Source organism: Moorella sp. E308F (assembly GCF_006538365.1).
Classification (GTDB): domain Bacteria; phylum Bacillota; class DSM-521; order Neomoorellales; family Neomoorellaceae; genus Neomoorella.
The window spans coordinates 748,280-772,259 of record NZ_BJKN01000002.1; the positions used below are offsets into that span (position 1 = coordinate 748,280).

At 53.4% G+C, this 23,980-nt stretch carries 24 protein-coding genes and 1 riboswitch; of the genes, 6 read left to right on the forward strand and 18 right to left on the reverse strand.

What is annotated here, in order from left to right:
• Positions 1-55: 55 nt before the first annotated feature.
• Together aroH and E308F_RS10220 are read right to left on the reverse strand one after the other, a co-directional pair.
• Positions 56-463 carry a chorismate mutase gene (gene aroH / locus E308F_RS10215; protein ID WP_141264814.1) on the reverse strand — a complete coding sequence of 136 codons (408 nt, stop codon included), beginning with the start codon at positions 461-463 and terminating at the stop codon, positions 56-58.
• Between the two features lie 54 nt (positions 464-517).
• Entirely contained in the window at positions 518-928 is a 411-nt protein-coding gene (locus E308F_RS10220; RefSeq protein ID WP_062281816.1) for a HutP family protein, read from the reverse strand.
• Between the two features lie 221 nt (positions 929-1,149).
• On the opposite strand from E308F_RS10220, the gene trkA reads away from it, so the two are divergent.
• Together trkA and E308F_RS10230 are read left to right on the forward strand one after the other, a co-directional pair.
• Entirely contained in the window at positions 1,150-2,493 is a 1,344-nt protein-coding gene (gene trkA, locus E308F_RS10225; protein ID WP_172613889.1) for a Trk system potassium transporter TrkA, read from the forward strand.
• Complete coding sequence (locus tag E308F_RS10230; protein ID WP_253260446.1) at positions 2,477-3,949, forward strand: TrkH family potassium uptake protein; 1,473 nt, start codon at positions 2,477-2,479, stop codon at positions 3,947-3,949. The genes trkA and E308F_RS10230 overlap by 17 nt, the downstream gene beginning before the upstream one ends.
• Before the next feature lie 118 nt (positions 3,950-4,067).
• On the opposite strand, the gene E308F_RS10235 is transcribed toward E308F_RS10230, so the two are convergent.
• The 4 genes from E308F_RS10235 to E308F_RS10250 all read right to left on the reverse strand — a co-directional run bounded on the left by E308F_RS10235 (position 4,068) and on the right by E308F_RS10250 (position 8,673).
• A complete protein-coding gene (locus E308F_RS10235) occupies positions 4,068-6,086 on the reverse strand; it encodes a sodium-translocating pyrophosphatase (RefSeq protein ID WP_141264817.1) in 2,019 nt (672 codons plus the stop codon).
• A gap of 160 nt (positions 6,087-6,246) precedes the next feature.
• Positions 6,247-7,239, reverse strand: coding sequence for a ketol-acid reductoisomerase (gene ilvC, locus E308F_RS10240; RefSeq protein ID WP_141264818.1), 993 nt, complete (start codon positions 7,237-7,239; stop codon positions 6,247-6,249).
• A gap of 121 nt (positions 7,240-7,360) precedes the next feature.
• Positions 7,361-7,891, reverse strand: coding sequence for a cob(I)yrinic acid a,c-diamide adenosyltransferase (gene cobO, locus E308F_RS10245; RefSeq protein ID WP_141264819.1), 531 nt, complete (start codon positions 7,889-7,891; stop codon positions 7,361-7,363).
• A gap of 50 nt (positions 7,892-7,941) precedes the next feature.
• Entirely contained in the window at positions 7,942-8,673 is a 732-nt protein-coding gene (locus E308F_RS10250; RefSeq protein WP_141264820.1) for a pseudouridine synthase, read from the reverse strand.
• A 187-nt stretch (positions 8,674-8,860) separates the two neighbouring features.
• Here E308F_RS10250 and E308F_RS10255 point away from each other — a divergent pair, with 187 nt between their 5' ends.
• Both E308F_RS10255 and E308F_RS10260 read left to right on the forward strand, forming a co-directional pair.
• Positions 8,861-9,460 (forward strand): phosphatase PAP2 family protein, encoded by a 600-nt coding sequence (locus E308F_RS10255; RefSeq protein ID WP_172613613.1) that lies wholly within the window; start codon positions 8,861-8,863, stop codon positions 9,458-9,460.
• Between the two features lie 22 nt (positions 9,461-9,482).
• Positions 9,483-10,028 (forward strand): methylated-DNA--[protein]-cysteine S-methyltransferase, encoded by a 546-nt coding sequence (locus tag E308F_RS10260; protein ID WP_141264821.1) that lies wholly within the window; start codon positions 9,483-9,485, stop codon positions 10,026-10,028.
• Here E308F_RS10260 and E308F_RS10265 read toward each other — a convergent pair.
• The 12 genes from E308F_RS10265 to E308F_RS10320 form a co-directional block, all read right to left on the reverse strand.
• Positions 10,003-10,494, reverse strand: a complete 492-nt coding sequence (locus E308F_RS10265; RefSeq protein WP_172613728.1) for a spore maturation protein — start codon at positions 10,492-10,494, stop codon at positions 10,003-10,005. The two genes, E308F_RS10260 and E308F_RS10265, sit on opposite strands and share 26 nt — an antisense overlap.
• 48 nt (positions 10,495-10,542) lie before the next feature.
• Positions 10,543-11,133: a nucleoside recognition domain-containing protein gene (locus tag E308F_RS10270; RefSeq protein WP_172613612.1), complete on the reverse strand. Its 591-nt coding sequence runs from the start codon at positions 11,131-11,133 to the stop codon at positions 10,543-10,545.
• Between the two features lie 135 nt (positions 11,134-11,268).
• Positions 11,269-11,730 carry a GerW family sporulation protein gene (gene ytfJ / locus E308F_RS10275; RefSeq protein ID WP_141264824.1) on the reverse strand — a complete coding sequence of 154 codons (462 nt, stop codon included), beginning with the start codon at positions 11,728-11,730 and terminating at the stop codon, positions 11,269-11,271.
• Entirely contained in the window at positions 11,712-12,419 is a 708-nt protein-coding gene (locus E308F_RS10280) for a DUF2953 domain-containing protein (protein WP_172613890.1), read from the reverse strand. Before E308F_RS10280 ends, ytfJ begins: the two co-directional genes overlap by 19 nt.
• Positions 12,420-12,476: 57 nt before the next feature.
• On the reverse strand, positions 12,477-13,019 hold the full coding sequence (gene scpB, locus E308F_RS10285) for an SMC-Scp complex subunit ScpB (RefSeq protein WP_253260447.1): 543 nt from the start codon (positions 13,017-13,019) through the stop codon (positions 12,477-12,479).
• A complete protein-coding gene (locus tag E308F_RS10290) occupies positions 13,016-13,783 on the reverse strand; it encodes a segregation and condensation protein A (RefSeq protein WP_141264826.1) in 768 nt (255 codons plus the stop codon). Before E308F_RS10290 ends, scpB begins: the two co-directional genes overlap by 4 nt.
• A 19-nt stretch (positions 13,784-13,802) precedes the next feature.
• A complete protein-coding gene (trpS, locus tag E308F_RS10295; RefSeq protein WP_141264827.1) occupies positions 13,803-14,780 on the reverse strand; it encodes a tryptophan--tRNA ligase in 978 nt (325 codons plus the stop codon).
• A 20-nt stretch (positions 14,781-14,800) separates the two neighbouring features.
• Positions 14,801-15,430, reverse strand: a complete 630-nt coding sequence (locus E308F_RS10300; protein ID WP_141264828.1) for a site-2 protease family protein — start codon at positions 15,428-15,430, stop codon at positions 14,801-14,803.
• A gap of 16 nt (positions 15,431-15,446) precedes the next feature.
• The gene (locus E308F_RS10305) at positions 15,447-16,511 is read right to left on the reverse strand and encodes a CCA tRNA nucleotidyltransferase (RefSeq protein ID WP_172613891.1); all 1,065 of its coding nucleotides are present in this window, start codon (positions 16,509-16,511) and stop codon (positions 15,447-15,449) included.
• 15 nt (positions 16,512-16,526) lie between these two features.
• Positions 16,527-17,849, reverse strand: a complete 1,323-nt coding sequence (gene lysA / locus E308F_RS10310; RefSeq protein ID WP_172613892.1) for a diaminopimelate decarboxylase — start codon at positions 17,847-17,849, stop codon at positions 16,527-16,529.
• A gap of 103 nt (positions 17,850-17,952) precedes the next feature.
• On the reverse strand, positions 17,953-19,143 hold the full coding sequence (locus E308F_RS10315) for a glycosyltransferase family 4 protein (RefSeq protein ID WP_141264829.1): 1,191 nt from the start codon (positions 19,141-19,143) through the stop codon (positions 17,953-17,955).
• Between the two features lie 85 nt (positions 19,144-19,228).
• On the reverse strand, positions 19,229-21,391 hold the full coding sequence (locus tag E308F_RS10320) for an amylo-alpha-1,6-glucosidase (RefSeq protein WP_141264830.1): 2,163 nt from the start codon (positions 21,389-21,391) through the stop codon (positions 19,229-19,231).
• A gap of 127 nt (positions 21,392-21,518) precedes the next feature.
• A riboswitch (cyclic di-AMP (ydaO/yuaA leader) is annotated at positions 21,519-21,665 on the forward strand.
• A 109-nt stretch (positions 21,666-21,774) separates the two neighbouring features.
• Between E308F_RS10320 and E308F_RS10325 the strand changes: the two genes are divergently transcribed.
• Together E308F_RS10325 and otsB are read left to right on the forward strand one after the other, a co-directional pair.
• Positions 21,775-23,232 (forward strand): alpha,alpha-trehalose-phosphate synthase (UDP-forming), encoded by a 1,458-nt coding sequence (locus E308F_RS10325; protein WP_141264831.1) that lies wholly within the window; start codon positions 21,775-21,777, stop codon positions 23,230-23,232.
• Positions 23,207-23,962, forward strand: coding sequence for a trehalose-phosphatase (gene otsB / locus E308F_RS10330; protein ID WP_141264832.1), 756 nt, complete (start codon positions 23,207-23,209; stop codon positions 23,960-23,962). The genes E308F_RS10325 and otsB overlap by 26 nt, the downstream gene beginning before the upstream one ends.
• Positions 23,963-23,980 lie beyond the last annotated feature (18 nt).

Below are 23,980 nucleotides of genomic sequence, written 5' to 3' on the forward strand. Positions count from 1 at the left end.
TTGTTGCTAACAGCATACCATGGATAGTAAATAGTTGTCAATAGTTTTGTTTTCGCTAACGTAAATCCGGGCGTAATTGTGCTGCCCGGCCCAGATAAACGTGGACCGGTTCCCGATCGCTATAAGCATGGATTAAAACGCGGACAATCCCTGGCAGGCTTCCCGGTACCGGTATTTCGGTAGCGCACATTAAGGCTACTTCCTGCCAGCCCAGGCGCCGGGCAGCCTCGGCCGGGAAAGCCGCATTGAGATCCGGCGTCACCGTAAAAATGGCGCTGATAATGTCTTCTACGGCCAGCCCGTTCCGGCCCATCATTTCCCGGAGCAAACCTTCAGTTGCCGTAAGAATGGCGGCGGCCGTATTCTCCGGCACTTCAACGGCCCCGCGTAAGCCCCGTACTTTTGTACCCCCGGATTCCCGTTTGCGTCCGGTTCCGGGTAAACCCTGAATTTTTTCTTCCATAATTCCCCCCTACCATCCTGCAATTTTTTACCAAACTGCCTGCCATCCTGCCCCTCAGACGGCCCGATGACCCAGGCCAATGCCTACTTCATCCAGGTGTAGCAGGCCGATGCCAAAGAAAATGGCCACACTCAAGTGATCATGCCAGCGGGCAATACCAATTTTGCCGCCTACATTTAAACCCAGGGCCTTGGGCATAATCTGGGACAGGGCTTCCCGGGTTGCCCCGGCAACGGCCCCTTCCTCGGGGTGGGTTTCTTTAATAACCCCTTCCCTTTTGGCGGCTACTACTGCTCTTTCAACGATTTTTTGCACGGAATTGATAAATTCACCGCCGTAATCAACGGCTGCCGCCCGGATACCATCGCCAGCAAATTCTTTCTTTAGCCGAGCTTCTTCTTCCCGGTTTTCAGCAAGGGCCATCTTTATGGCCACCGCCGCCACTTTTTTACTCCCGTATTCCATTTTTTCACCACCTGATTTTCCCATGTACCGATTATAATACATCCCGTTGGACCCTGCAAGAATATGGAATGGGCCGGAGCACCCGGGTTTTAGACTTTCTCTCCGGGTAACATAGCAGGAAACTTGAGGTTCGTTATCGAATATTGAGGTTCGTTATCGAATATATAGGCTCATTCTTGCCAACGGGTCCCTTTTAACACTTTCCAAAAGAGGTGCCAATCTTGCGCATAACTATAATCGGTGCTGGCAAAGTAGGTTTTAAGCTGGCCGAGATGTTATCGTACAGCAACCATGATGTTTTAGTTATTGAGCAAGATGCAGAGAGAATCAGGGCTGTTGAAGAAAGACTGGATGTTCAAACTTTATGCGCCAATGGTGCCAGCCCTGCCGTTCTCATAGAAAACGGTATAGGTGATACGGATTTATTAGTGGCAGTGACTGAAAATGATGAGGTGAATATTGTCGCCTGCCTGTTTGGCAAAAAGCTCGGAGCAAAGAAAACTGTAGCCAGGATCCGTAATCCTGAATACCTGTTAAATAATCAAATCGGTTTCGACAAAGACCTGGGTATAGATTTTGTTATCAATCCCGATTATGTAACAGCCAAAGCCATTGCTGAATTGGTAGAAGCTCCAGAGGCCATCGAATCTGAATATTATGCCGGTGGTAAAATTCAAATGCTGGAACTTATTCTACCACCTGATGCCCAGGCAGTAAATAAAATGCTGAAGGATTTACTCTCTCCCAACCCTTATTTGATTGTGGCTATCCAGCGAGGCGAAAAAATGTTAATTCCCAGGGGTGAAGATCGCCTCCTTGCTGGTGATAAAGTATTTGTCCTTGCCCCGGCCAAGCAAATGGAACCCGTCGAGCACCTTCTGGGACAGAAACGTACCCGCGCCCAGCGACTCGTCATTTTAGGCGGCACCAGGACGGCTTACTATTTGGCCCAAAAGCTGTCAGGAAAAAAGATTGAAATCAAGATTATTGAAAAGGACCGCCAGCTTTGTGAAAGTTTGAGCTATAAGCTGCCCCATGTTACCCTCATCCATGGCGATGGCAGTGACTTGAGCCTCCTGCAAGAAGAAGATATCGGCCAGGCGGACGTTTTTGCTGCCGTTACCGGCGATGATAAAGTAAATTTGCTTGTATCCCTGCTAGCAAAACATCTCGGCGCCAAGAAAACCGTTGTTAAAGTTGGGCGTTCGGACTATGCCGGTCTCATGGAAAAAGTTGGCATCGACGTGGTGATAAGCCCGCGTCTTCTAACAGCAGCAGCCATTTTAAAGTTTGTCCGGCGCGGTCATATTGTAGCGATCAGTTTATTAGGCCAGGATAAAGCTGAGATGATTGAATTTATCGTTCCCCAGAATTGCCGTCAGGCCAATAAGCCGATACAGCAAATCAACTTTCCTCGCCATGCCATCATCGGCGCCATTGCCAGGGGAGACGAGATAATAATTCCCGGAGGTAACGATTATATAACGCCCGGCGATCATGTAATTGTATTTGCCCTTCCCAAGGCCGTAACTGCCGTTCAAAATTTCTTTGGTACTAACAGGTGAAGTAAAGATGCGCTACCCGATAGTTCTACAGCTTTTGGGGAAAGTTATAATTTTGATTGGCCTCTCTTTACTGATGCCCCTGGTATTAGCCCTTTATTTTGGGGAAAAAGAATGGCTGGCCTTTACTTACAGCGCCGCGATAACCCTGGCTGCAGGCATCCCTTTGAGTTCCTTGCCCTCTCATAATGGCGAGATCCGTCGCCGCGAGGGTTACGCGGTAGTTGCTTTAAGCTGGGTGGCAGCTACAATCTTTGGTAGTTTGCCCTACATATTTGCCGGTACCTTTCCTGCTCTTGCCGATGCCATTTTTGAAACAGTTTCCGGGTTTACTACTACCGGCGCCAGTGTAATGACCGATATTGAGGCCCAATCACGTGCCATCCTTTTCTGGCGTAGTCTTACCCACTGGCTCGGCGGGATGGGAATAGTCGTCCTTTTTGTAGCTCTCCTATCACCGTTAGGTTCCGGGGGATTCCAAATACTCCAGGCCGAAACTCCCGGGCCGGTTACAGAGAAAATAAAGCCCCGTATCCAGGAAACGGCGATAATCCTCTGGCGGACCTATATCTTCCTCTCCGCCCTGGAAATTTTACTACTATTATTTGCGGGTATGCCTTTATATGAAGCTGTCGTCCATACTTTCGGGACCATGGCTACAGGTGGGTTTTCCACCAAAAATGCCAGTATCGGATATTATAACAGTCCCCTTATACAATGGATTATTATTATCTTTATGTTTTTGGCCGGTGTTAATTTTGCCCTTTATTACCAGGCCGTGAAGCTCAGGAATCCCTTTTATTTCTGGCTTAACCCGGAGTTTAAATTATATAGTGCTATAATTTTGGCAGCCTTTATTATTATTGTTGTTGATCTATCCCTGGCAGGTTTTAACCCGGGAGAAAATCTCTTGCGCATGGCTGCCTTCCAGGTAGTTTCTATTGTTACTACCACGGGCTATGCCACAGTAGACTTCGATCAATGGCCTAACCTGTCACGCACCTTGCTCTTGTTGTTAATGTTTGTAGGAGGGTGTACCGGTTCAACAGGGGGATCGATTAAAGTAGGGCGCCTGTTAGTGTTATTAAAAAATGGTATCGCAGAACTTTTTCGTGCCGTTCATCCCCATGCCGTAGTTTCAATTCGTTTCAGCAATATAGGCATAATAAATAAAGAACTGGTGTTGAATATCCTTCAATTTATAGGTTTCTATCTGCTGCTGTTTGCCCTGGGAACTTTACTCATGTCTTTAACCTCCTTGAAATTGGAAGAAGCTGCCAGTGCAGTTGCCGCTACCCTGGGAAACGTTGGCCCCGGCCTGGGCGCCGTCGGCCCTGCCCATAATTATGCCCATTTACCTGCAGCAGCCAAGTATTTACTATCATGGTTGATGCTTGTTGGCCGTTTAGAAATATATACGATCCTGGTTCTATTCTTACGAACAACGTGGCGGGGGTAAGGGATTTGGAAGAATAGTGCTTGCTAATTTTTCCCTAGAAAAAAGCCCTTGTCCCCACGAGGGATAAGGGCTTTTAAGCGCTGATGTCGCTTACGATTCTTACCGGTTAGCACAACCCTTATAGTTGCATAAACAAAGGCGCAAACACCAGGGAAACAATGGTCATAAGCTTAATTAAAATGTTCATGGCCGGCCCGGATGTATCTTTAAAGGGATCGCCTACAGTATCCCCATTGACGGCCGCTGCATGGGCCGGTGAGCCTTTACCGCCGAAATTCCCACCTTCAATATACTTTTTGGCGTTATCCCAGGCGCCGCCGGCATTGGCCATCATTACGGCCAGCAAAAAGCCTGTCACCGTAGCTCCGGCGAGAAGGCCCCCCAGGGCTTCTTTACCCAGACCGGGGATCAGCCCCACTGCCAGGGGTACCACTACGGCCAGGAGGCCGGGAATGATCATTTCTTTCAAGGCTGCTCCGGTGCTAATGGCTACACAGCGGGCGTAATCCGGCCGGGCTTTACCTTCCATTAAACCCGGGATGGATTTGAACTGCCGGCGCACTTCTTCAATCATATGGAAGGCAGCCCGCCCCACTGCCTTCATTGTCAGGGCACCAAAGAGAAAAGGCAGCATACCGCCGATAAAAAGCCCACCAACTACTTTTGGGTTAGTAAGGTCAATAGTAGCTATCCTGGCGGCAGTCGTATAGGCGGAAAATAGGGCCAGGGCCGTTAAAGCTGCCGAGCCAATGGCAAAACCTTTACCAATGGCAGCAGTAGTATTGCCAACAGAATCCAGGGCATCGGTAATCTTACGGACTTTAGGATCCAGCTCTGCCATTTCGGCAATGCCGCCGGCATTATCGGCAATTGGTCCATAGGCATCCACGGCTACCGTAGTTCCGGTCGTTGACAGCATCCCAACTGCCGCCAGGGCAATACCGTAAAGGCCGGCAAAATGATAGGCAGCAAGGATAGCAATGATAATTACCAGGATGGGTAAAACAGTACTCAACATACCGGTACTTAACCCCTCAATAATGTTGGTGGCGGTACCGGTCTGGGAAGCTTTGGCAATTTCTTTCACCGGCTCATAATCGCCGGAAGTATAATATTCGGTAATGCGGCCAATGAGAACTCCGGCAATAAGGCCGGCTATGGTGGCTATAAATACCCCCAGGGAAGTATAGGTAGCAGAACCGACAACAAATTGAGAAGGTAACAGGCGGGTAGCCAGGAATGTACCTATAATCGCCAGTATACTCGCCACCATGGTGCCGGTATTCAAAGCCTTCTGGGCATTGGCCCCCTCGCTGGTCCGGACAAAGAAAGCGCCGATAATGGAGGATACAATGCCGGCAGCGGCAATCATCAGGGGTACAAGGGTACCATTGGGGATATTTAAAGTTGCCGCCAGGGCAATACCGGAGATAATGGAGCCAACGTATGATTCAAAAAGATCGGCTCCCATACCGGCGACATCGCCTACGTTATCGCCAACGTTATCGGCAATCACCGCAGGATTGCGGGGGTCATCTTCCGGTATACCGGCTTCCACTTTACCCACCAGGTCTGCGCCCACGTCGGCCGCCTTGGTATAAATACCACCGCCCACCCGGGCAAAAAGGGCAATGGAGCTGGCCCCCAGGGCGAAGCCATTGACGATACTGGGATTTTTAAAAATGAGATTAACAATGCCGAGGCCTAAAAGGCCAAGACCCACTACAGCCATACCCATGACTGAACCGCCGGAAAAGGCTATCTCCAGGGCAGCGTTGGGACTGTGGCGGGCGGCATTGGCCGTCCGGACATTGGCCCTGGTAGCAACCTGCATGCCAATATAGCCGGCCCCAATAGAGCAGAGGGTTCCAGCCACATAGGCAACGGCCGTTACCGGCTGCATGCTTTCAGCACCCTGGGTAAGAAAGCCGGTAATTACGATCAGAGCCGCCATACCCAGAACAAAAAAGATCAGGGTGCGGTATTCCCGCATTAAAAAAGCCATGGCCCCTTCGTGGATGGCTGCCGCTATTTCCTGCATGCGCGCATTCCCGGGATCGGCCCTGTTAATCTTGTTGGTGAGGTAAAAAGCGAACACAAGTGCCAGTATTCCTGCTACAGGTGCCAGGAGTTCCACAAGTGTTTCCTCCCCTTCAATAATTTAACTTTAGCCTTTTTATTATTAGCAAATTATTCCCTCGCCACTCCTTTCACCCAAAAGTTAATAATAAAGTTAATAAATTAAAGCCCCGGGAAGATCCCGGGGCTTCCTTCACCCCGTCTGATTCCCGCCTGCTTTACTTTTTCAACCAGGGCATCATTTCCCGTAAAGAATCGCCGACCTGTTCGATAAGGTGCTCCCGTTCATTTTTCCTTAAAGCATTAAAGCTCGGCCTGCCGGCCTGGTTTTCCAGGATCCACTCTCTGGCAAAGACGCCGTCCTGGATCTCTTTAAGGATGGCCTTCATGGTGGCCCGGACATGGTCGTCGATAATCCTGGGCCCCCTGGTGACATCGCCGTACTCAGCCGTGTCGCTGATGGAATAGCGCATGTACTTGATGCCGCCTTCATACATGAGGTCGACAATAAGCTTTAGTTCGTTCAGGCATTCAAAGTAAGCGATTTCCGGCTGGTAACCCGCCTCCACCAGGATTTCGAAGCCGGCCTTGACCAGGGCGGTGGCTCCGCCGCAGAGGACAGCCTGTTCGCCAAACAGGTCAGTTTCGGTTTCCTCTTTGAAAGTAGTCTCAATTACACCGGCCCGGGTAGCACCTATTCCTTTAGCATAAGCCAGGCCGATTTCTTTAGCCCTGCCGCTGGCATCCTGATGAATGGCCAGAAGGGCCGGTACCCCCTGGCCTTCTACATACATCCGGCGTACCAGGTGGCCTGGTCCTTTTGGAGCAACCATAATGACATCCACATCCGCCGGCGGCACAATCTGGTTGAAGTGAATATTAAAACCGTGGGAGAACATAAGAACATTGCCTGCCGTAAGGTGCGGGGCGATCTCCTCACGATAGACCCTGGCCTGGGTCTCGTCAGGCAACAAAATCTGGATAATATCGGCTGCGGCCGCAGCTTCAGCCACCGTCGCGACCTTTAAGCCCGCAGCCTCAGCTGCCGCCCACGATTTACTGCCAGGGCGCAGGCCCACGATTACATCAAGGCCACTGTCCTTTAAGTTCTGTGCCTGGGCATGTCCCTGGCTGCCATAGCCCATAACGGCGATTTTCTTGCCTTTAAGGACGCCCAGGTCGGCATCCTGATCATAATACACTACGGCCACTTTTCTCCTGGCCCCAAAAAGCCGGCCAGGAATTCACCTCCTGTAAAATGTATTAAACTTACATATTCGCACCCTACGCGGAAATTCCTGCCTGGGAAGTAAAATTCAACGTTTGGCGTTCCTAGTATTCTATCCCTTTCCTGGCCTTTATCCCCTTTTCATAAGGGTGCTTTACCTGGCGCATTTCCGTTACCAGGTCAGCAACCTCAATAATTCTAGGCGGGGCATTGCGGCCGGTGAGGATGACTTCCACATGCGGCGGCCGCTCCATCAGGAAAGCCAGGACTTCTTCTTCTGTTAACAGGCCGAAATAAAGGGCGTTGTTGATTTCATCCAGGATCAGGATGTCCACCCTGCCGCCAAGCATGGCTTCCCGTGCAAAGGCCAGGGCCGCCCTGGCCTGCTCATAATCTTCCGGCCTGGCACCGCCCCGGTGGATGAAACCCTTGCGGCCAAAGGTTTTTACCTCTACCTCCGGCGCCAGCCGCGGGAAGGCTTTATGTTCGCCGTAGTCAGGCGTTTTCATAAACTGGACAATCAGTACCTTGAGACCGTGCCCGCATGCCCTTAAGGCCAGGCCAAAGGCGGCCGTACTCTTGCCTTTAGCCTCGCCGGTATAGACCTGCACCAGCCCCAGCTCCAAACCTGCCAAATCTTTCTCCTCCTCTCTTTTTCACCTTATTTTACCACACCATTGTCTTTTCAACGAGGAGGAAAATCTAAACCCACCAGGCGATACAGCCGGGTTACTTCGGCAGGAGTAAGGCGGCGGTATTCTCCCGGTTTTAAATCTCCCAGGGTGAGAAAGGCAAATTTAATGCGTTTCAGCCTGACTACCGGGTGACCTACTGTAGCCAGCATGCGCCTTACTTCTCGTTTGCGTCCTTCACGCAGGGTTAATTCCAGCAGGGCATGGTCCCCTTTAATCCGGCGCATTTGTACCCACGCCGGGGCGGTAAGGCCATCTTCCAGCTTGACACCCCGGCGTAAATGGGTAATAGTATTAGCATCCGGCACTCCTTTTACCAGGGCCAGATAAGTTTTAGGTATACGATAGCGCGGGTGGGTGAGCCTTAAGGTCAATTCTCCATCATTGGTAAGTAATAAAAGGCCTTCGGTAGCATAATCCAGGCGGCCGACGGGATATAACCTGGCAGGCACGTCTTTGACCAGGTCAACTACTTTAGGGCGCCCCTGGGGGTCGGAGACCGTTGTTACATAACCGGGCGGCTTATATAATAATACATAGACTTTTTCTTCCGGACCGGTAATAGGCCGGCCATCGACAGTTACCTCGTCCCGGCCCGGTATTATCTGGACGCCCATAGCAGTAACAATTTTACCATTAACCTTTACCCGGCCGGCCCGGATCATCTCCTCCGCATGACGCCGAGAAGCCACCCCCGTTTGGGCCAGGTATTTTTGTAAACGCATAAAAACCTCCGTTAACGTTATTATGCTATCATAATTCCCCTTTTAAAGGCAATAGTGCTATACTGATTTTTTTATAAAGACTACCCTTACATCACGACAATAATGTTACCCTCTGGGTACTATCAGAAAATATTACAGTCCCGGGGTTATTTTAGCCAGGAAAAGTCTCGCACGAGGGGGTTCCACTTTGTCCCGTCACCGTCTCATCTTGCTTGCCATTGCTATGATTCTTATCTTTTTTCTGCTGACCGCTGCCATACCCCATGCGGCCAATCTCGATCTCCTGGTCCTGGCAGGTATAATGGCCCGGCGAACGCCTGCGGCTACCCATTTCTTCAGGTTTATTACTTTCTTCGGCACCCCGACTTTCTTTTATCCTGCAACGGCTGCTTTGAGTCTTGCCTACTATACCTGGCGTCGTTGGCAGGGCTTTTGGGGCGTGTTAATTACCATGAATGGTACCTGGGGCATTATGGAATGGCTAAAAAATTTTTATCACCGTCCCAGGCCCAGTCTCGGCCCCCTGGAACCTGCACCGGGCTTTAGTTTTCCCAGCGGTCACGCCATGATGGGAACCGTCTTCTTTGGTCTCCTGGTCCTGTGGTTGTTAAAAATATGCCCTCCCCGTTGTCGCGGCCATATGGTTCCGGTTACCCTTATTTTTTTGCTTTTACTGGGTTTCAGCCGCCTTTACCTGGGTGTGCACTACCCCACCGATGTCCTGGCCGGTTATGCCGCCGGCATGAGTATCCTGGCCCTATTCCTGGCCTGGTGGAAAGAAGGCTAGAACACGGGGAGGTAACGCCATCATGCCGAAAGAATTGTTTACCATTAGCCATTATCCCTCTCCTATCGGTAACCTGACGATAGTAACAGGCCCGGCGGGCCTCTGCCGCCTGTCATTCCCCGGGGAGGCACCTGGAACAACCCCCAGCTACCTGGCCCAAAAATCCCGTGGCGCAACCATCAACGTGGATGAAAACGGCAGCTCTTGCCGGGAAGTTCTCCGGCAGCTGGACGAGTACTTTGACGGCCGGCGCTTTTCTTTTTCCCTGCGCCTGGACCTCCGCGGTACGCCCTTCCAGCTGGCCGTCTGGTCAGCCCTGCAAAAGATCCCCTACGGTACCACCTGCAGTTACAGCCATATTGCCCGGGTCATCGGCAGGCCGGGAGCGGTCCGGGCTGTAGGACAGGCCATCGGCCGTAATCCTGTCGGTATTATTATACCCTGTCACCGGGTCATTGGTAAGGACGGCCGGCTGGTAGGTTTTTTGGGGGGGCTGGCAACCAAAGAGTGGCTGTTGAATTTCGAGAAGGGTAATTTAAAAACTAACCAAACATCAACCGGCAGATAACGATGGCGGCTATAAGGCTGGAAATATCGGCCAGGAGCCCCAGGGCCAGGGCGTAGCGATAGCGCCGCACCCCTACCGACCCAAAATAAACCGTCAGGACATAAAAGGTAGTATCGGTACTGCCCTGCATCACCGAAGCCAGGCGGCCGATAAAGGAATCCGGGCCGTAGTTGCCGATTAGCTCGGCTGCTATTCCCAGAGCTCCCCCGCCGGAAAGGGGCCGCATGATGGCCAGAGGTAAAATTTCTCCCGGCACGCCAATCAGTTGAAGGACAGGGTTCAGTAGCCGCGCCAAGAGGTCCATGGCCCCGGAAGCCCGGAAAACCCCGATGGCCACCAGCATGCCCACCAGGAAAGGAATAATCTTTACTGCCACCTTGAATCCGTCTTCGGCCCCGGCAACAAAGGTTTCATAAACCGGTACGCCCCGCAGGTACCCATACAGGGGGATAAAAAAAAGAACCATGGGAATCGCCCAGCGCGAAACCTCAAGTATGAGTTCAGTCACGTTCCTTCACCCCCGGCGCCCGTTATAAAACCGGCGCAAGAAACGATCGGCAACCACGGCCGTGATCATGCTGAATCCGGTTGCTAAAATAGTAGGTCCGACGATGATGGTCGGGTCGGTGGAGCTGGCTGCCGCCCGGATGCCAATTATGGTCGCCGGAATAAGGGTCAGGCAGCCGGTATTTAATCCCAAAAAGGTACACATGGCCGGGGTGGCTTCTTCAGGGCGGGGGTTTAAAGTTTGTAATTCCTGCATGGCCTTGAGGCCAAAAGGGGTGGCGGCATTGCCCAGGCCCAGGATGTTAGCGCTTAAATTCATAATGATCGAACCAATGGCCGGGTGATCCCGTGGTATTTCCGGGAAAAGATAACAGGTAAAGGGGCGTAAAAGCCGCGCCAGGAGGCCTACCAGGCCGGCTTCCTCGGCAATCTTTAAAAGCCCGAGCCACATGGACATGAGCCCAATCAGTTCAAAGGCCAGGGTTACGGCCGTCTGGGCCGCCTCCAGTGAAGCTTCGGTAACTACTTCAATGTGGCCGGTAAAGCTGGCCACGATAATGCCTGCTAGAAGCATTAATAACCAGATGATATTAACCATTGCCATTCCCTCCATAATTTACCTTCCTGGTAACATTTATGAAGGGAGGGCATTTTCTAGAACGGGACTTGAGAGGCCGGAAACAAATTAAAAACCCGGTATATGAGAACCCGGGCCATAGTCTCAGGGATTATTTCATGTCCCTTCCTGGTGGCGTAAGACCATTTTCGTTCGTACAGGGGCGGGGGAATTATTGCCGTTACCCTTTTCCTTCTTACCTTTCCCCAGGAGTTCCTGGAGCCTTTCCAGCACCTGGGGGGCGACATCGATAATCCGGTCCACAACAGCATTGCCGTCAACCGGCAGCAGCCGGATTTGCTCCTTTCCCACCACCAGGAAGCCCACCGGCTGGACGGAAACACCGGCGCCGCTACCGCCGCCAAAGGGTAAGGATTTACCGCCTCCACCACCGTCTTCCTGGCCGGGTTCATATTCAGTGCCTCCGGCAACAAAACCGGCCGAAACGCGGGATACAGGGACGATCACATGGCCGTCCGGCGTTTCTATAGGATCGCCCACAACGGTATTAACATCAACCATATCCTTGATGCTTTCCATGGCGGTCTTCATTAAAGCCTCTATGGGATGTTCGGGCACCTGCACCTGCCCCTCCTCATCTGCCAGACTATCTGCAGCAACAGCCATAAAGATTGTACTCCGGCACTTATAATATGACCTAACTTAAGGGTAAATATGCAGTTGAAATCGGCCTGCCAGCCCGGCGTATCGAAGAGAGGTGTTACCTGCCATTCGGGTGCGCGGAAATCCAGTCGGGCTCGCCGCCGCAGGTTCTGATACATCCAGGCCAGGATGGTCCAGCTGGTACCGTAAACAAAAGCCGTAGTTGCCGGATCACCCGTCCCCAGGGTTAAAAATAAACGCCAATGCCGGCAGGTCACCCGGGCGAAAAAATGCCGCCAGATGCCCTTTAAATTATTTAATTTATGTAACCAGTACCCTAACGGCCCGGCGGTGATGAAGCAGGCTATCCGACCGGCATTCCACCTTTTGCCCCTGGCAGGACGCTGGGCTACTTCCCCGGGTAATCCTGCTTCTACCCTTTCTCCCGGCAAGAGGGTTTCCAGTCGCCGGTGACTTTGCCCCGGCCACCAGTCACGGAAGGCGGGGAATGCCACTTCCCACCGGCCCCAGTCTCCCGGTAAATTAAGTTTTATCTCAAGTTTTTCTTCTCCAGCTATTTGCCGGTAAGTTACCTCCAGCTGCACCGGTACCAGGAGTAATAAAAGGAAACCCGCAACTATCCCTGCCGTCCAGGCCCACAACACTTCACCACCCCCGGCAGCCAGTTTGCCCCTATTTTTCCACCGGAGGCGCCTTATATACTATTCCTGCCCGGCCGCCGCTTCATCCAGGGGCGGCAGCTCGGATAAATCTTTTAAACCCAAAAATTCCAGAAAGCGAGGAGTGGTAGCATAAAGGATGGGCCGGCCGGGGGCGTCTTTACGCCCTGCTTCCTGGACAAGGCCACGGCTTAAGAGGGTATTTAAAACTCCATCCACCTTGACTCCGCGGATATTTTCTATTTCCGCCCGGGTAACGGGCTGGCGGTAGGCAATAATGGCCAGGGTTTCCAGGGCGGCCATGGACAGGGCCGGCAACTCGGGTTGCAGGAAGGCCTCAACATAATTAGCAAACTGGGGCCGGGTGCACATCTGGTAGCCGCCGGCTACCTCCCGGATCTGCAGGCCCCGCCCCTCTTCATCATAGAGCGTTTTCAATTCTAAAGCCAGCTCAACTACATCATCGCTACTCAGCCCCAGGCAGGCGGCCAGGGTACCAACCGGTACCGGCCCCCCGGCTACAAAGAGGAGGCACTCCAGGGCTGCCCTTTTATCTTCGCTAAAAAATAACGGCAAAGGGATCACCCCCCTGCAGCAGCGGTCTCACCGGGCGACAGCCGGCTTACTTTAATAGTACCAAAGGCTTCTTCCTGGACAAGGCTTACCCGTCCCCGGCGCGCCAGTTCCAGCAGGGCCAGGAAGGTCAGCGCCACTTCCAGGCGCGTGGGCCGGGGACTTAAAAGAGTGGCCAGGGTAAGGTCCTCCTCCTGTTTGAGGCGCCGCAGGATGGTGCGTATTTGCCCCACCAGGGTCAGGGCCGGGCGGGTAATGGTACGGGTTTCCGGCTTGGGGGTGACAGGTTGCCTTGCCAGCACCCTAACCAGGGCGCGGGCTAGATCTACAGGTGTTATCCCGGCCAGGGGGTTAACACCAGCCAGGGCCCGGGCGACGGCTTCCTGGTCCAGGGGACGGCCAAAGACAAGGGCTCCTTGAGCTGCTAGATCGCCGAGATGGGCGGCTGCCTCCCGGTAGCGGCGGTATTCTATAAGACGCTCGGCCAGGAGCCTGGCGGGGTCCTCGCCCTCTCCCTTTTCTTCCTCTCCCGACCCGCCCTTAAGGGGGCGTTGCAGGAGCAGCCTGGCCTTGAGGGCTAACAGTTCGGCGCCCAGGACTAAAAATTCACTGGCCCAGTCCAGGTCTAGCTCCTCTACTTCATGGAGGTATTCCAGGTACTGGGCCGTCACCTCGGCAACAGGTATAGCCTGGATATCGATTTCCTGGCGTTCAATCAGGGTGAGGAGGAGATCGAGGGGGCCCTGAAATATATCCAGCCGAATATTGCCGATCATGCGCCCCACCCCATTTAAGTTACACTCCCATGGCCTCCCGGACCATGGCCATAGTCCGGCCCGCCGTGGCCCTGGCTTTTGCGGCTCCGGCTGCCAGGATCTCATCAACCAGCTCCGGCCGCGCCGCCCAACGGGCCCGGCGCTCCCGGACTGGTTCCAGGAAGGCGTTTATTTTTTCCGCCAGGCGTTTTTTGCAGGGGACACAGCCAATGCGGCCGCCCCGGCAGCTGACCCGCGTCTCTTCAATTTCTTCACCATTATAAATCTCGTGGTAGCGGTGGACCAGGCATACTTCCGGGTGCCCGGGATCGGTTTTGTGAATCCGGGCCGGGTCGGTAACCATAAGCCGGACCCTTTCCCACACCTCTTCCGGTGCAGCCGACATGGGAATGTCATTGTGATAGCTTTTACTCATCTTGCGGCCGTCAATGCCGGGTAACATGGCGACTTTAGCTAACAGGGCCTGGGGCTCGGGGAAAAGGGAAGTTTTATACAGGTAGTTAAACCGGCGCGCCACTTCCCGGCAGAACTCCAGATGGGGCAACTGGTCTTCGCCCACCGGGACGCCGTCGGCCAGGTAGATAAGGATATCAGCGGCCATCAGGAGGGGATAGCCCAAAAAACCATAGGTTGACACGTCCTTACCCTCTTTACCCAGCTGCTGGATCTGATCCTTGTAGGTGGGGACGCGTTCCAGCCAGGACAAGGGGGTGAACATGGAAAAGAGCAGATGGAGCTCGGCATGTTCCTTGACATGGGACTGGACGAAGATGGTGCTGCGCTCGGGGTCTAATCCGGCGCCCAACCAGTCAAGGAGCATGGCGCGGATATTCTCCTGCAGCTCTGCGGTATTGTCATAACCTGTAGTCAGGGCGTGCCAGTCGGAAATAAAGTAAAAGCATTCGTTTTCTTCCTGCAGGCGCACCCAATTTTCCAGCACGCTCAGGTGGCCGATATGCAGCCGCCCCGTGGGTCGCATGCCGCTCAAAATACGCATTCTATGAAACACTCCTCTACTTATATAAATGCCAGGCCGCTGGCCGTAATAATCAAATCGAGTACCAGGGTAACCAGAGGACCCATGATGCGGCCGATAATTCCAGTAGCAATAAGGAGCAGTAAAAGCAAGGTACCGTAGCTTTCTAACTGGTAAACTGCCGCCGCTCCTTCCGGGGGTAAGATGCCGGCCAGGACGCGGGAACCGTCCAGGGGCGGTACGGGGATAAGGTTAAAAACAGCCAGGACCACGTTATAACCAACCAGGAGGTTTAAAAAAGTAGCCAGCCAGTAGCCGCCTACATCAAACCTGAGAAAGACCTGCAGGACAACTGCCGCCAGGTAGGCCAGCACCAGGTTCATGGCGGGCCCGGCCAGGCCCACCAGCATCATCCCTTTACGCCGGTCCATCTGGAAGTAATAGGGGTTGATTTGCACCGGTTTAGCCCAGCCAAAACCGGCCACAATAAGGAGCAGGGTTCCCAGGATGTCCAGGTGGGCCAGGGGGTTTAAGGTTAACCGTCCCTGGTTCCTGGCCGTCGGGTCGCCCAGGATGTAGGCCATCTTGCCGTGGGCATACTCATGAAAGGTCAGGGCAATTAAAATGGCCGGGATGCCTAAGATCAGCTGGGGTAAACTTTGCAGGTGCATGACCGTCTCCTTTCCATCAGGGTGATACCCGCGCTGGTAGCCGGCTCCACCCAGCCATGGCCAGGATAAAAATCAGTGCTTCCGGGGCCATGCGGGGGCCTGCCGCCATGTATTCGGGCAGGAAACTTCGCGCCAGGCAGGGAGCCAGTTCCGGTAACAAATCCCTGGCGGCATAAATCTTACTGCGCTTTTTGCGGCCAAAATTCAAACTATCCAGGACCTCATCCAGTTCTGTTGCCCTTAATTTTGCCGTGGCGATTAAAAAATAAACCAGGCTGGCATCTATGGGTCGCTGGCCCCGCCATTTCCACTGGCAGAGGAGTTTTTCCGCCCGCCGGCCGGCGGCCACATCGGGCAATCCGCCTCCAGGTAAACCCCGCCAGCCCAGGTCGATTAAACTTTCCCAGGCCGCTACTGGCCGCCGTTCTTTGAGTAAAAGGATAAATTCCTGCCAGAAACGCTCCGGTTCTATAAGGTTCAGGTAACCTCCTGCCAGGGCCTCCCTTGCTAAAGAGCAGGTCTCTTCTTCCAGGTTAAATTTCAAACGGGTGGCGAAACGCACCCCCCTTAAAAGGCGGGTGGGGTCATCACGAAAGCTGTCCCGGTGCAGCACCTTTAAGATTTGCCGGGCCAGGTCTTCCCGCCCGCCGAAAGGATCCAGGATTTCCCCCAAGTCGCGGGCCATTAAAGGAAGAGCCATGGCATTGACGCTAAAATCCCGCCGGGCCAGGTCGGCCTCAAGGGTCGCCGCCTCCACTTCGGGCAGGGCTCCAGGCCGGGGATAATATTCCCGGCGGGTGGTGACTACGTCCACCCGTTCGCCGCTCCAGTAGACGGTAGCCGTCAGGAAACGCTCGTGAAAAACTGCGCGCCCGCCTAACTGCCGGGCCAGTTCCCGGGCAAAGAGAAGGCCGTCGCCCTCCACTGCCAGGTCCAGGTCGACCTCGGGCCGGCTCAGGAGCAGGTCCCGGACCGTCCCACCTACCAGGTAAACCCGCTGGCCTTTAACAGAGGCTATTTTTCTGGCCTGGAACAGGATGCGCAGCTGGTTGCGGCGGAAAAATTTCTGGTAGGAGATCATCGTTTGCCAGGGAATTTATCTTGTACAAATCAGCCGTGCCGGAACGACGTCATTGCGAAGCAGATCGTTGTAATCTTCCCGCTTTAAAATCAGGTCAGCGTTTCCTTCGCGGACCAAGACGGCGGCTGGCCGGCCCAGGCGGTTGTAATTGCTGGCCATGGTGTAGCCATAAGCACCGGTACAGGAAATGACCAGGATATCGCCGGCTTCCACCCGGGGAAGCTTTGCTTCCCAGATAAGCATATCGCCGGACTCGCAGCATTTACCGGTAATGGCTACCGTCTCTGTGGCCGGGAGATTGGCTTTATTGGCCAGAATAGCTTCATACTTAGCTCCATAAAGGGCGGGCCGAATGTTATCGGCCATGCCGCCATCAACGGCCACATACTTGCGCACCCCGGGAATTTCTTTAATGGTGCCCACGGTATAGGCAGTGCTGCCCGCCGGCCCGATAATGGCGCGGCCCGGCTCAACAATTACCAGGGGTTGAGGCAGGTTTAAGGCCCGGGCTTCCTCCCTGACCCTGGTAAGGATTGTTTCGGCATAGGCGTTAATCGGCTGGGGATGGTCCTCAGCAGTATAATATATGCCAAAACCGCCTCCCAGATCAAGTTCAGAGGTAATCAAACCCGTCGTTTCTTTAATAGCGGCGGCCAGTTCCATCATAACGGCAGCCGCCTGGTTGTAGGGTTCCAGCTCAAAAATCTGGGAACCTATATGGCAGTGTAAACCTTTGAACTCAATGCCAGGTAAATCTTTGACCCGCCTGGCGGCTTCCAGGGCTTGGCCATTGGGCAGGGTAAAGCCGAACTTGGAATCGATCTGGCCGGTACGAATATAATTATGAGTATGGGCTTCAATCCCCGGTGTCACCCTTAAAATTACCCGCGCTACCTGGCCCCGTTCCGTGCTCAAGCGGCTTAAGAGCTCCAGTTCGGCAAAATTATCGACTACAAACCTCCCTATCCCGGCCTCCAGGGCCTGGCAGATTTCGGCATAGCTTTTATTGTTGCCATGGAAATAAATGTTTTCTACGGGAAATCCGGCCGCGAGGGCCGTGTAAAGTTCACCCCCGGAAACCACATCTAATCCCAGGCCTTCACTGGCGATAATCCGGCACATAGCGGCAGTCAAAAAAGCTTTGCCGGCGTAGATAACCCTGGACAGGCCTTCCTTCACGCCAAAGGCCCGGTAAAACTCCCGGCAGTTGTTACGGATACAGTCTTCATCAAAAATGTAAAGGGGGGTGCCGAACTCCCGGGCGAGCTCGACAACATCGCAGCCTCCGATGGTAAGTTTACCTCTAGAATTTACCTGCATGGTACCCTGTAGGTGCATTAAAACCGGTTACTCCTTTCACCCAGTATATTCTCATTTTAACCGAGGCTGCCTGCCATGTCTAGAAAAATTAAGGGAACCTCTAACGGTTCCCATTTTTGACCTAACTGGCCCGGGGCAGGGCCAGCAACTGGCTGTATACCGCCAAGGTGTTGCGGGCCATTACGGCCGTAGTAAAGTCTTCTTCAGCCAGGCGACGACCGTTCTGGCCCATGGCCGTGCCTACCTCCGGATTGCGAAGCAGGAAGGTTGTGTAGCGGGCTAGTTCCTGGTAGTTACCCATGGAGACTAAAAAGCCGTTATAACCGGGACGGATTATCTCCGGCATACCTCCGGCCCGGCTGACAATTATGGGCCTGGCCGTAGCCATGGCTTCCAGCATTACCAGTCCGAAGGGCTCCTGGAAAGACGACGGGTACAGGCAAACCTCGGCCGCTTTATACACTGCCGGTATTTCCTGCCAGGGGAAGAAGCGGATAAAGACATTTTTTTCGAGGCCCAGGCTGGTAATGAGTTCCTGAATCCAGGCTACTTCCCCCGGTTGTTTCTGGCCCCAGTCGACGGTATTGGTAGTACCGGCCAGAATCAGTAAAACGTTGGGAATTTCCCGGCGGACAAGGTCAAGGGCGCGAATACTCACATCACAGCCTTTGGCACGGCTCATGCGGGCAGGATGAAAAATAAGGCGCCGGCCCCGCCATTCCGGATAAGTAGCATAGATAGACTGGAGTTCCGCCGGGGTAGGCGGCCGAAAAGTAGCCGTATCGGTGCCGTGGTAAACTACCGTCAGCCGCTCGGGGGGATAACCATTTACCATGAGTTCCTGGCGTATGTAATGGCTGACGGCTATAATCTGGTCCCACCCTTGAGCTAGAGTATTCATCTTTGCCCACAGCTCGTCTTCCCAGACATTATGAGCCGTAAGGATAAGAGGCCAGCCGTGCCGGCGGCAGATTTCCTGCAGGCTGGCAGCATGGACGAAACTAAAGTAATGGAAGTTATGGGCGTGAACGATGTCGGGCCTGCATTCCAGTAAAAAGCTTTCCAGTAGATGCTTTATTTCTCCGGCTCTGGCTTCAATGGTTTCCGGGGTTAAAGAGTTCAGATCAAGTAAAGTTGAACGCTTAATGGTTACTCCCCGCCAGCTCTCTCTCTCCGGCGCTCCGGGGGCTGTGGCCGTCAGGAGGCTTACCTGGTGCCCCTGCTGGACCAGGTAAGGGCATAGGAGGGCAAGGTGAGATTCCACTCCCCCGATAATCGGCGGAAATGCCCAGTGTAACATGGCAATGCGCATATTACATCAGCCTCCCTTTATTGATAAAAATATACAATTTAATTTTATATAGAGCTTAAAGGAAAGTCAAGAAAGGACAAATCCATCAGGCTTCGATGATTACTTTAATTGCCCCCTCTTTCTTTAAAACATGGGCAAAGATCCGTCCATCCTTTTCTTCAAAGGCCAGGTCCAGGCGGCTACCGGCGACAGCTAGATTTCTGATTACCACCCTACTGGTACCGGGTATTAATAAGGGCCGGGAAATATAAAGGGTATTCTCCCGCACCTCGATGCCCAGTAAATTCTGTAAGAAGGTAAACAGGCTGCCCACCGCCCAAGCCTGGGGGTCACAGGCAACGGGGTAACGCACCGGGCCGCTCAACCCCCGGCGGGTGAAACCACAAAACAGTTCCGGCCAGCGCCGGTAATTAAAGAAAGAGCTGGCGGCGAAAAGGCCGCCGGCCAGCCGCGATAACTCTTCAAGGCATTGATAGCGGCGCAGGCCGGCAGCGATAATGGCATTATCGTGAGGCCAGACGGAACCGTTATGGTAGCTCATGGGGTTGTATGCTTTTTCATTTTTACTCATGGTACGAATACCCCAGCCGGAATAAAAGTCCCCCGCCAGCAGGCGCCGGGCCACTTTCCGGGCCCGCTCTGGTTCCAGGATGCCGGTGAAAAGGGCGTGGCCGCCGTTGGAGACCAGGGTGGTAAGAGGTCTTTTTTTGCCATCCAGGGCAAAAATTAAGTATCCTTCTTCTTCCAGCCAGAAATCCCGGTTGAAACGCATTTTTAACCTGCTCGCCTGCGCCTTCAGCTCAGTCGCCATTCTCTTGTCCCCCAGGACTGAAAATAAGTGGGCTGCTTCAAGGAGGGCCAGGTAGTAATAGGCCTGGACTTCTACCAGGGCCACAGGTCCTTCGGGGATGCGCCCTTCACGGTCGACTACGGCATCCCAGGAATCTTTCCACCCCTGGTTGGTCAGGCCTGCCGACGATTCCCGCTGGTATTCCAGGTAACCGTCACCATCTAAGTCGCCATAACGCACGCACCAGTGCAGGCAGCGCCTTAAAGGGGTGACCATTTCCTGTAACAGATCCTGATCTAAAGTCCACCTGTAGGCGGCAGCAAGGAGGATAATAAACCACAGGGTGGCATCTATGGAACCATAATATGGACTGTGGGGTACTTCCTGGCAGCGGGTCATCTCGCCCCGCCGCAACTCATGGAGTATTTTTCCCGGCCTTTCTTCCCGCCATTTGTCCACCTGCTTCCCCTGGTAACGGGCCAGGAACCGCAGGGTATGGCGGGCTAGATCCGGGTTTAAGATAAGGGTCTGCCAGGAAGTGATGAGGGAATCCCGGCCAAAAGGAGCGGTATACCACGGTATCCCGGCGGCAATAATTTTCCCCTCCCCGGGATAATCAATTTCCAGGGCCTTCAGGTCGGTGATGGCCGTGCGGAACATATCATTAATAAAATTGTTATCCGTCCAGATCTGGGTGCATTCCTTTTGCCACTGGTGGTAAGAACCGGCCAGCTCTATGGTGGCTGCGGCAAAAAGGTCGCTGATATGCGTGGCCGGGAACATGTTTTGCCCGTCGGGTTCAATCCTTAAGTACAGGTAAAGCTTTTTTTGGGGGCGCAGGGTAAGGTCATAGGTAACTTCCGCCCGGCCCGGCCGGCCTACAATACTGGTCGGTGCCGGTTCGAAGGTAATATGCGTAGTCTGGATCACGTTGTCCAGGCCCAGGTAAGCGAGGATTAACCCCTGGTGGTGAACTTCTGTTTTTAAAAATTCTCCCCGGCGCTGGCGCCGGCTGCCGCGAACTTCAAAAACATCCCGGAAATCAGCACCGATGGTAAAATGAAGGTTTAAATTTACGGGGAAAGGATTAAAATTGATTAAGCGTAAACGCTGGTAGAGGGCCCCTTTAATCAGCCGCAAAAGGCGGAGGTGGATGGACTGGGCTGGTACTACTTTACCATCACTCAGAGCAAAAACGGGATTGGTTAATTCAATCTGGGTAAAATGGCTGTCGCGCACAGAGGAGGAAAGGAAAACAGGCCGCCACCCGCCAGCGGTGAGTTCCAGGCAGTTTAGATAACGGGTATCATTATAATACAGGCCCAGGCTGCTGTTGTCCTGGTCAATAATGGAACCATCCGGCAGGGAAATAAGGAAAATATTCCCTTCTTTTAGGACTTCTGTCCGGGGTTCCAATACACATGGACTATTGCGTAAATCCAGGGACGTTTCCAGCATATATCACCCTCCTGTGTGTTTTTAGAAAGATTGAGCGGTTTTTTGGAATTTATTTCCAATATATAAAACGTAATATTTGCATTTCGTTACCAGTATGATATAATAAATATGATATAATTAATTTGTATATCCTGGAACGCTGAATTGCGGTGCAACAGCCGTAAGCGGGGGACCCATTTTTCCGGGGTGAATCTTGCCGGTTAATTCCGGTGAGTAGGGCTAACCTTCAGCCCGAATCCGTCAGCTAACTTCGTAAGCGTGGAAGGGGATATATCGATACTTACATACCCCGGTCCCTCGGGGTTTAATTTTATTTTTAATTTTATTTTAAAGGAGTGAAGTAGGTCTCGACAATAGGCACAGGCTAAAAGGAGGTATGCTAAGTGGCTAAAAAACAGGCTGCTAAAATTATTATGGTTTCCAACCGGGGTGCCTACAATTTGCAAGCCACTGACAGCGGTATCCAACCTGTACCGGCCATCAGCGGCCTCGTCTCGGCGGTAGAACCATTCTTAAAGGAAAAGGGTGGTGTCTGGGTTGCCTGGGGCGGGCGCGATGCGCCACAGGACAATACTCCCGGGGTACGTTTACCGGTTCCCCAGGACGATCCGGCCTATACCTTCCGGGAGGTTCCCCTGACTGCCGAGGAAATAAAGCTTTATTACCACGGTTTTACCAACAGTGCCCTGTGGCCCCTGTGCCATTATTTTTTAGAAAAGTGTTGTTATAACTCCCTGGAATGGGAAACATATGTTAAAGTCAACGCTAAATTTGCCGATGCTGCACTTATGGAAGCCAGGGAAGGCGATACCGTCTGGGTCAACGACTATCACCTGGCCCTGGTACCGGCCCAAATCCGCCACCGCAAGCCGCAATTAAAGCAGTTCTTTTTCTGGCATATCCCCTTTCCCCACCACGATCTCCTGGCCACCCTTCCCTGGGCGCCCCAATTCTTGCGCGGTCTCCTGGGCACCGATGTCCTGGGCTTTCATTTGCAATCTTATGTCGATAATTTCCTGAATGCCGTCGCCACCCTGCTGGATGCCCGGGTGGATTTTGAGCACAATGTTGTCTACTGGCAACAGCGGCGCATCCATGTCGGTGCCTGGCCCATGGGTGTCGATTACCAGGCCTTCCAGCGCCAGGCATTAGATCCGGCTACCCGGGCCCGGGCTAGAGCCTTGCGCAGCCAGTTTGGTGTTGAACACCTGGCCCTGAGTGTAGAAAGGCTGGATTATACCAAGGGTATCCTGGAAAGGCTGCTGGCCTGGGAACGCCTGCTGGAAGAAGTACCCGAATGGCGCGGCCGGGCGGCCCTGGTCCAGATTGCCGTACCCAGCAGGACGGCCGTACCGGCCTACCGCCAGCTAAAGGAAGAAGTAGAAGCTGCCGTGGGCCGGATCAACGGCCGCTTCAGCGAAGGTAGTTATCGCCCCGTCCACTACTTCTGGCGGGGCCTGCCCCGACAAGAATTGGTAGCCTATTACCTGGCAGCCGATGTCATGATGGTTACGCCTTTGCGTGATGGCCTGAACCTGGTGGCTAAAGAATATGTAGCTTCCCGATATGACGGCAGCGGGGTCCTGGTCTTAAGCCGCTTTGCCGGTGCCGCCCAGGAATTGAAGGGTGCCGTTCTCGTCAACCCATACGATATTGATGGCATGGCCATGATTTTAAATACAGCCCTGAACATGAGCCGTGCCGAGCAGGAAAAAAGAATGCGCCTGATGCAGGAAAAGGTACGCCGCCATGATATCCGCTGGTGGTTGACCTGTTTCCACCAGGCCATGATGGCCCGGGAAGGGGAAACACCCAGTGTCTCCGGCTCAGCTAGCAGCTAAAGTCCGTGATTACCCCGAAGTGCTCCTTATGTGTGACTATGACGGCACCCTTGTACCCCTGGCGCCCCGGCCAGAGCTGGCCCGTCCCAATATTCATCTCCTGACCTTGCTGCGGCAGCTGGTATCCAGGCCAGGCTTCCACCTGGCCATAATTAGTGGCCGGGGTCTAAAGGACCTGCAGGAGTTGCTGCCAGTGGCAGGGCTTTATCTTGCCGGCCTGCACGGGGCAGAGGTAGCTACACCGGAAAGGCAGGTAATCAATCTCCTGCCCTCCGGGCAAGAAGATATCCCCTGGAAAGATATTTTTAGGCTGGCCTGCCAGATAATAGCAGATATTCCTGGAGTTTTTGTAGAAAATAAAGGTGAAGCTATAGCCCTACATTACCGCCTGGCTGACCCAAAGCTAGCTGCGATAGCCTTAAAACAGTTTCGCCGGGCCATGCAGCCCTTTTTAAATAACAATGTCGAACTGCTTTCCGGTCATAAAGTGCTGGAAGTTCGTCGCCGGGGCATAAACAAGGGCTTGGCGGTAGCCTACTTCACCAGGCAATGGCCCCGGTCATTACCCGTCTATTTAGGCGATGACCGGACCGATGAAGATGCCTTCGCTGCTTTGCCCGCCGGCGGCCTGGCCATCCGCGTAGGTAACGAGGTTGCCAGCAAAGCCCGCTATTTTTTACCATCCCCGGCAGAAGTTGTTCAGTTCCTGGAGCTTCTGATCTCTTTATAATAAAAGACCAAGTCTATC

Excerpts from the sequence above, each read along its gene's own strand:
- aroH (WP_141264814.1), bottom strand. The coding sequence starts at position 463 with ATGGAAGAAAAAATTCAGGGTTTACCCGGAACCGGACGCAAACGGGAA.
- E308F_RS10220 (WP_062281816.1), bottom strand. The coding sequence starts at position 928 with ATGGAATACGGGAGTAAAAAAGTGGCGGCGGTGGCCATAAAGATGGCC.
- E308F_RS10250 (WP_141264820.1), bottom strand. The coding sequence starts at position 8,673 with ATGCGTTTACAAAAATACCTGGCCCAAACGGGGGTGGCTTCTCGGCGT.
- E308F_RS10260 (WP_141264821.1), top strand. The coding sequence starts at position 9,483 with ATGCCGAAAGAATTGTTTACCATTAGCCATTATCCCTCTCCTATCGGT.
- E308F_RS10265 (WP_172613728.1), bottom strand. The coding sequence starts at position 10,494 with ATGGTTCTTTTTTTTATCCCCCTGTATGGGTACCTGCGGGGCGTACCG.
- E308F_RS10270 (WP_172613612.1), bottom strand. The coding sequence starts at position 11,133 with ATGGTTAATATCATCTGGTTATTAATGCTTCTAGCAGGCATTATCGTG.
- E308F_RS10290 (WP_141264826.1), bottom strand. The coding sequence starts at position 13,783 with ATGATCGGCAATATTCGGCTGGATATATTTCAGGGCCCCCTCGATCTC.
- trpS (WP_141264827.1), bottom strand. The coding sequence starts at position 14,780 with ATGCGTATTTTGAGCGGCATGCGACCCACGGGGCGGCTGCATATCGGC.
- E308F_RS10300 (WP_141264828.1), bottom strand. The coding sequence starts at position 15,430 with ATGCACCTGCAAAGTTTACCCCAGCTGATCTTAGGCATCCCGGCCATT.
- E308F_RS10305 (WP_172613891.1), bottom strand. The coding sequence starts at position 16,511 with ATGATCTCCTACCAGAAATTTTTCCGCCGCAACCAGCTGCGCATCCTG.
- lysA (WP_172613892.1), bottom strand. The coding sequence starts at position 17,849 with ATGCACCTACAGGGTACCATGCAGGTAAATTCTAGAGGTAAACTTACC.
- E308F_RS10315 (WP_141264829.1), bottom strand. The coding sequence starts at position 19,143 with ATGCGCATTGCCATGTTACACTGGGCATTTCCGCCGATTATCGGGGGA.
- E308F_RS10320 (WP_141264830.1), bottom strand. The coding sequence starts at position 21,391 with ATGCTGGAAACGTCCCTGGATTTACGCAATAGTCCATGTGTATTGGAA.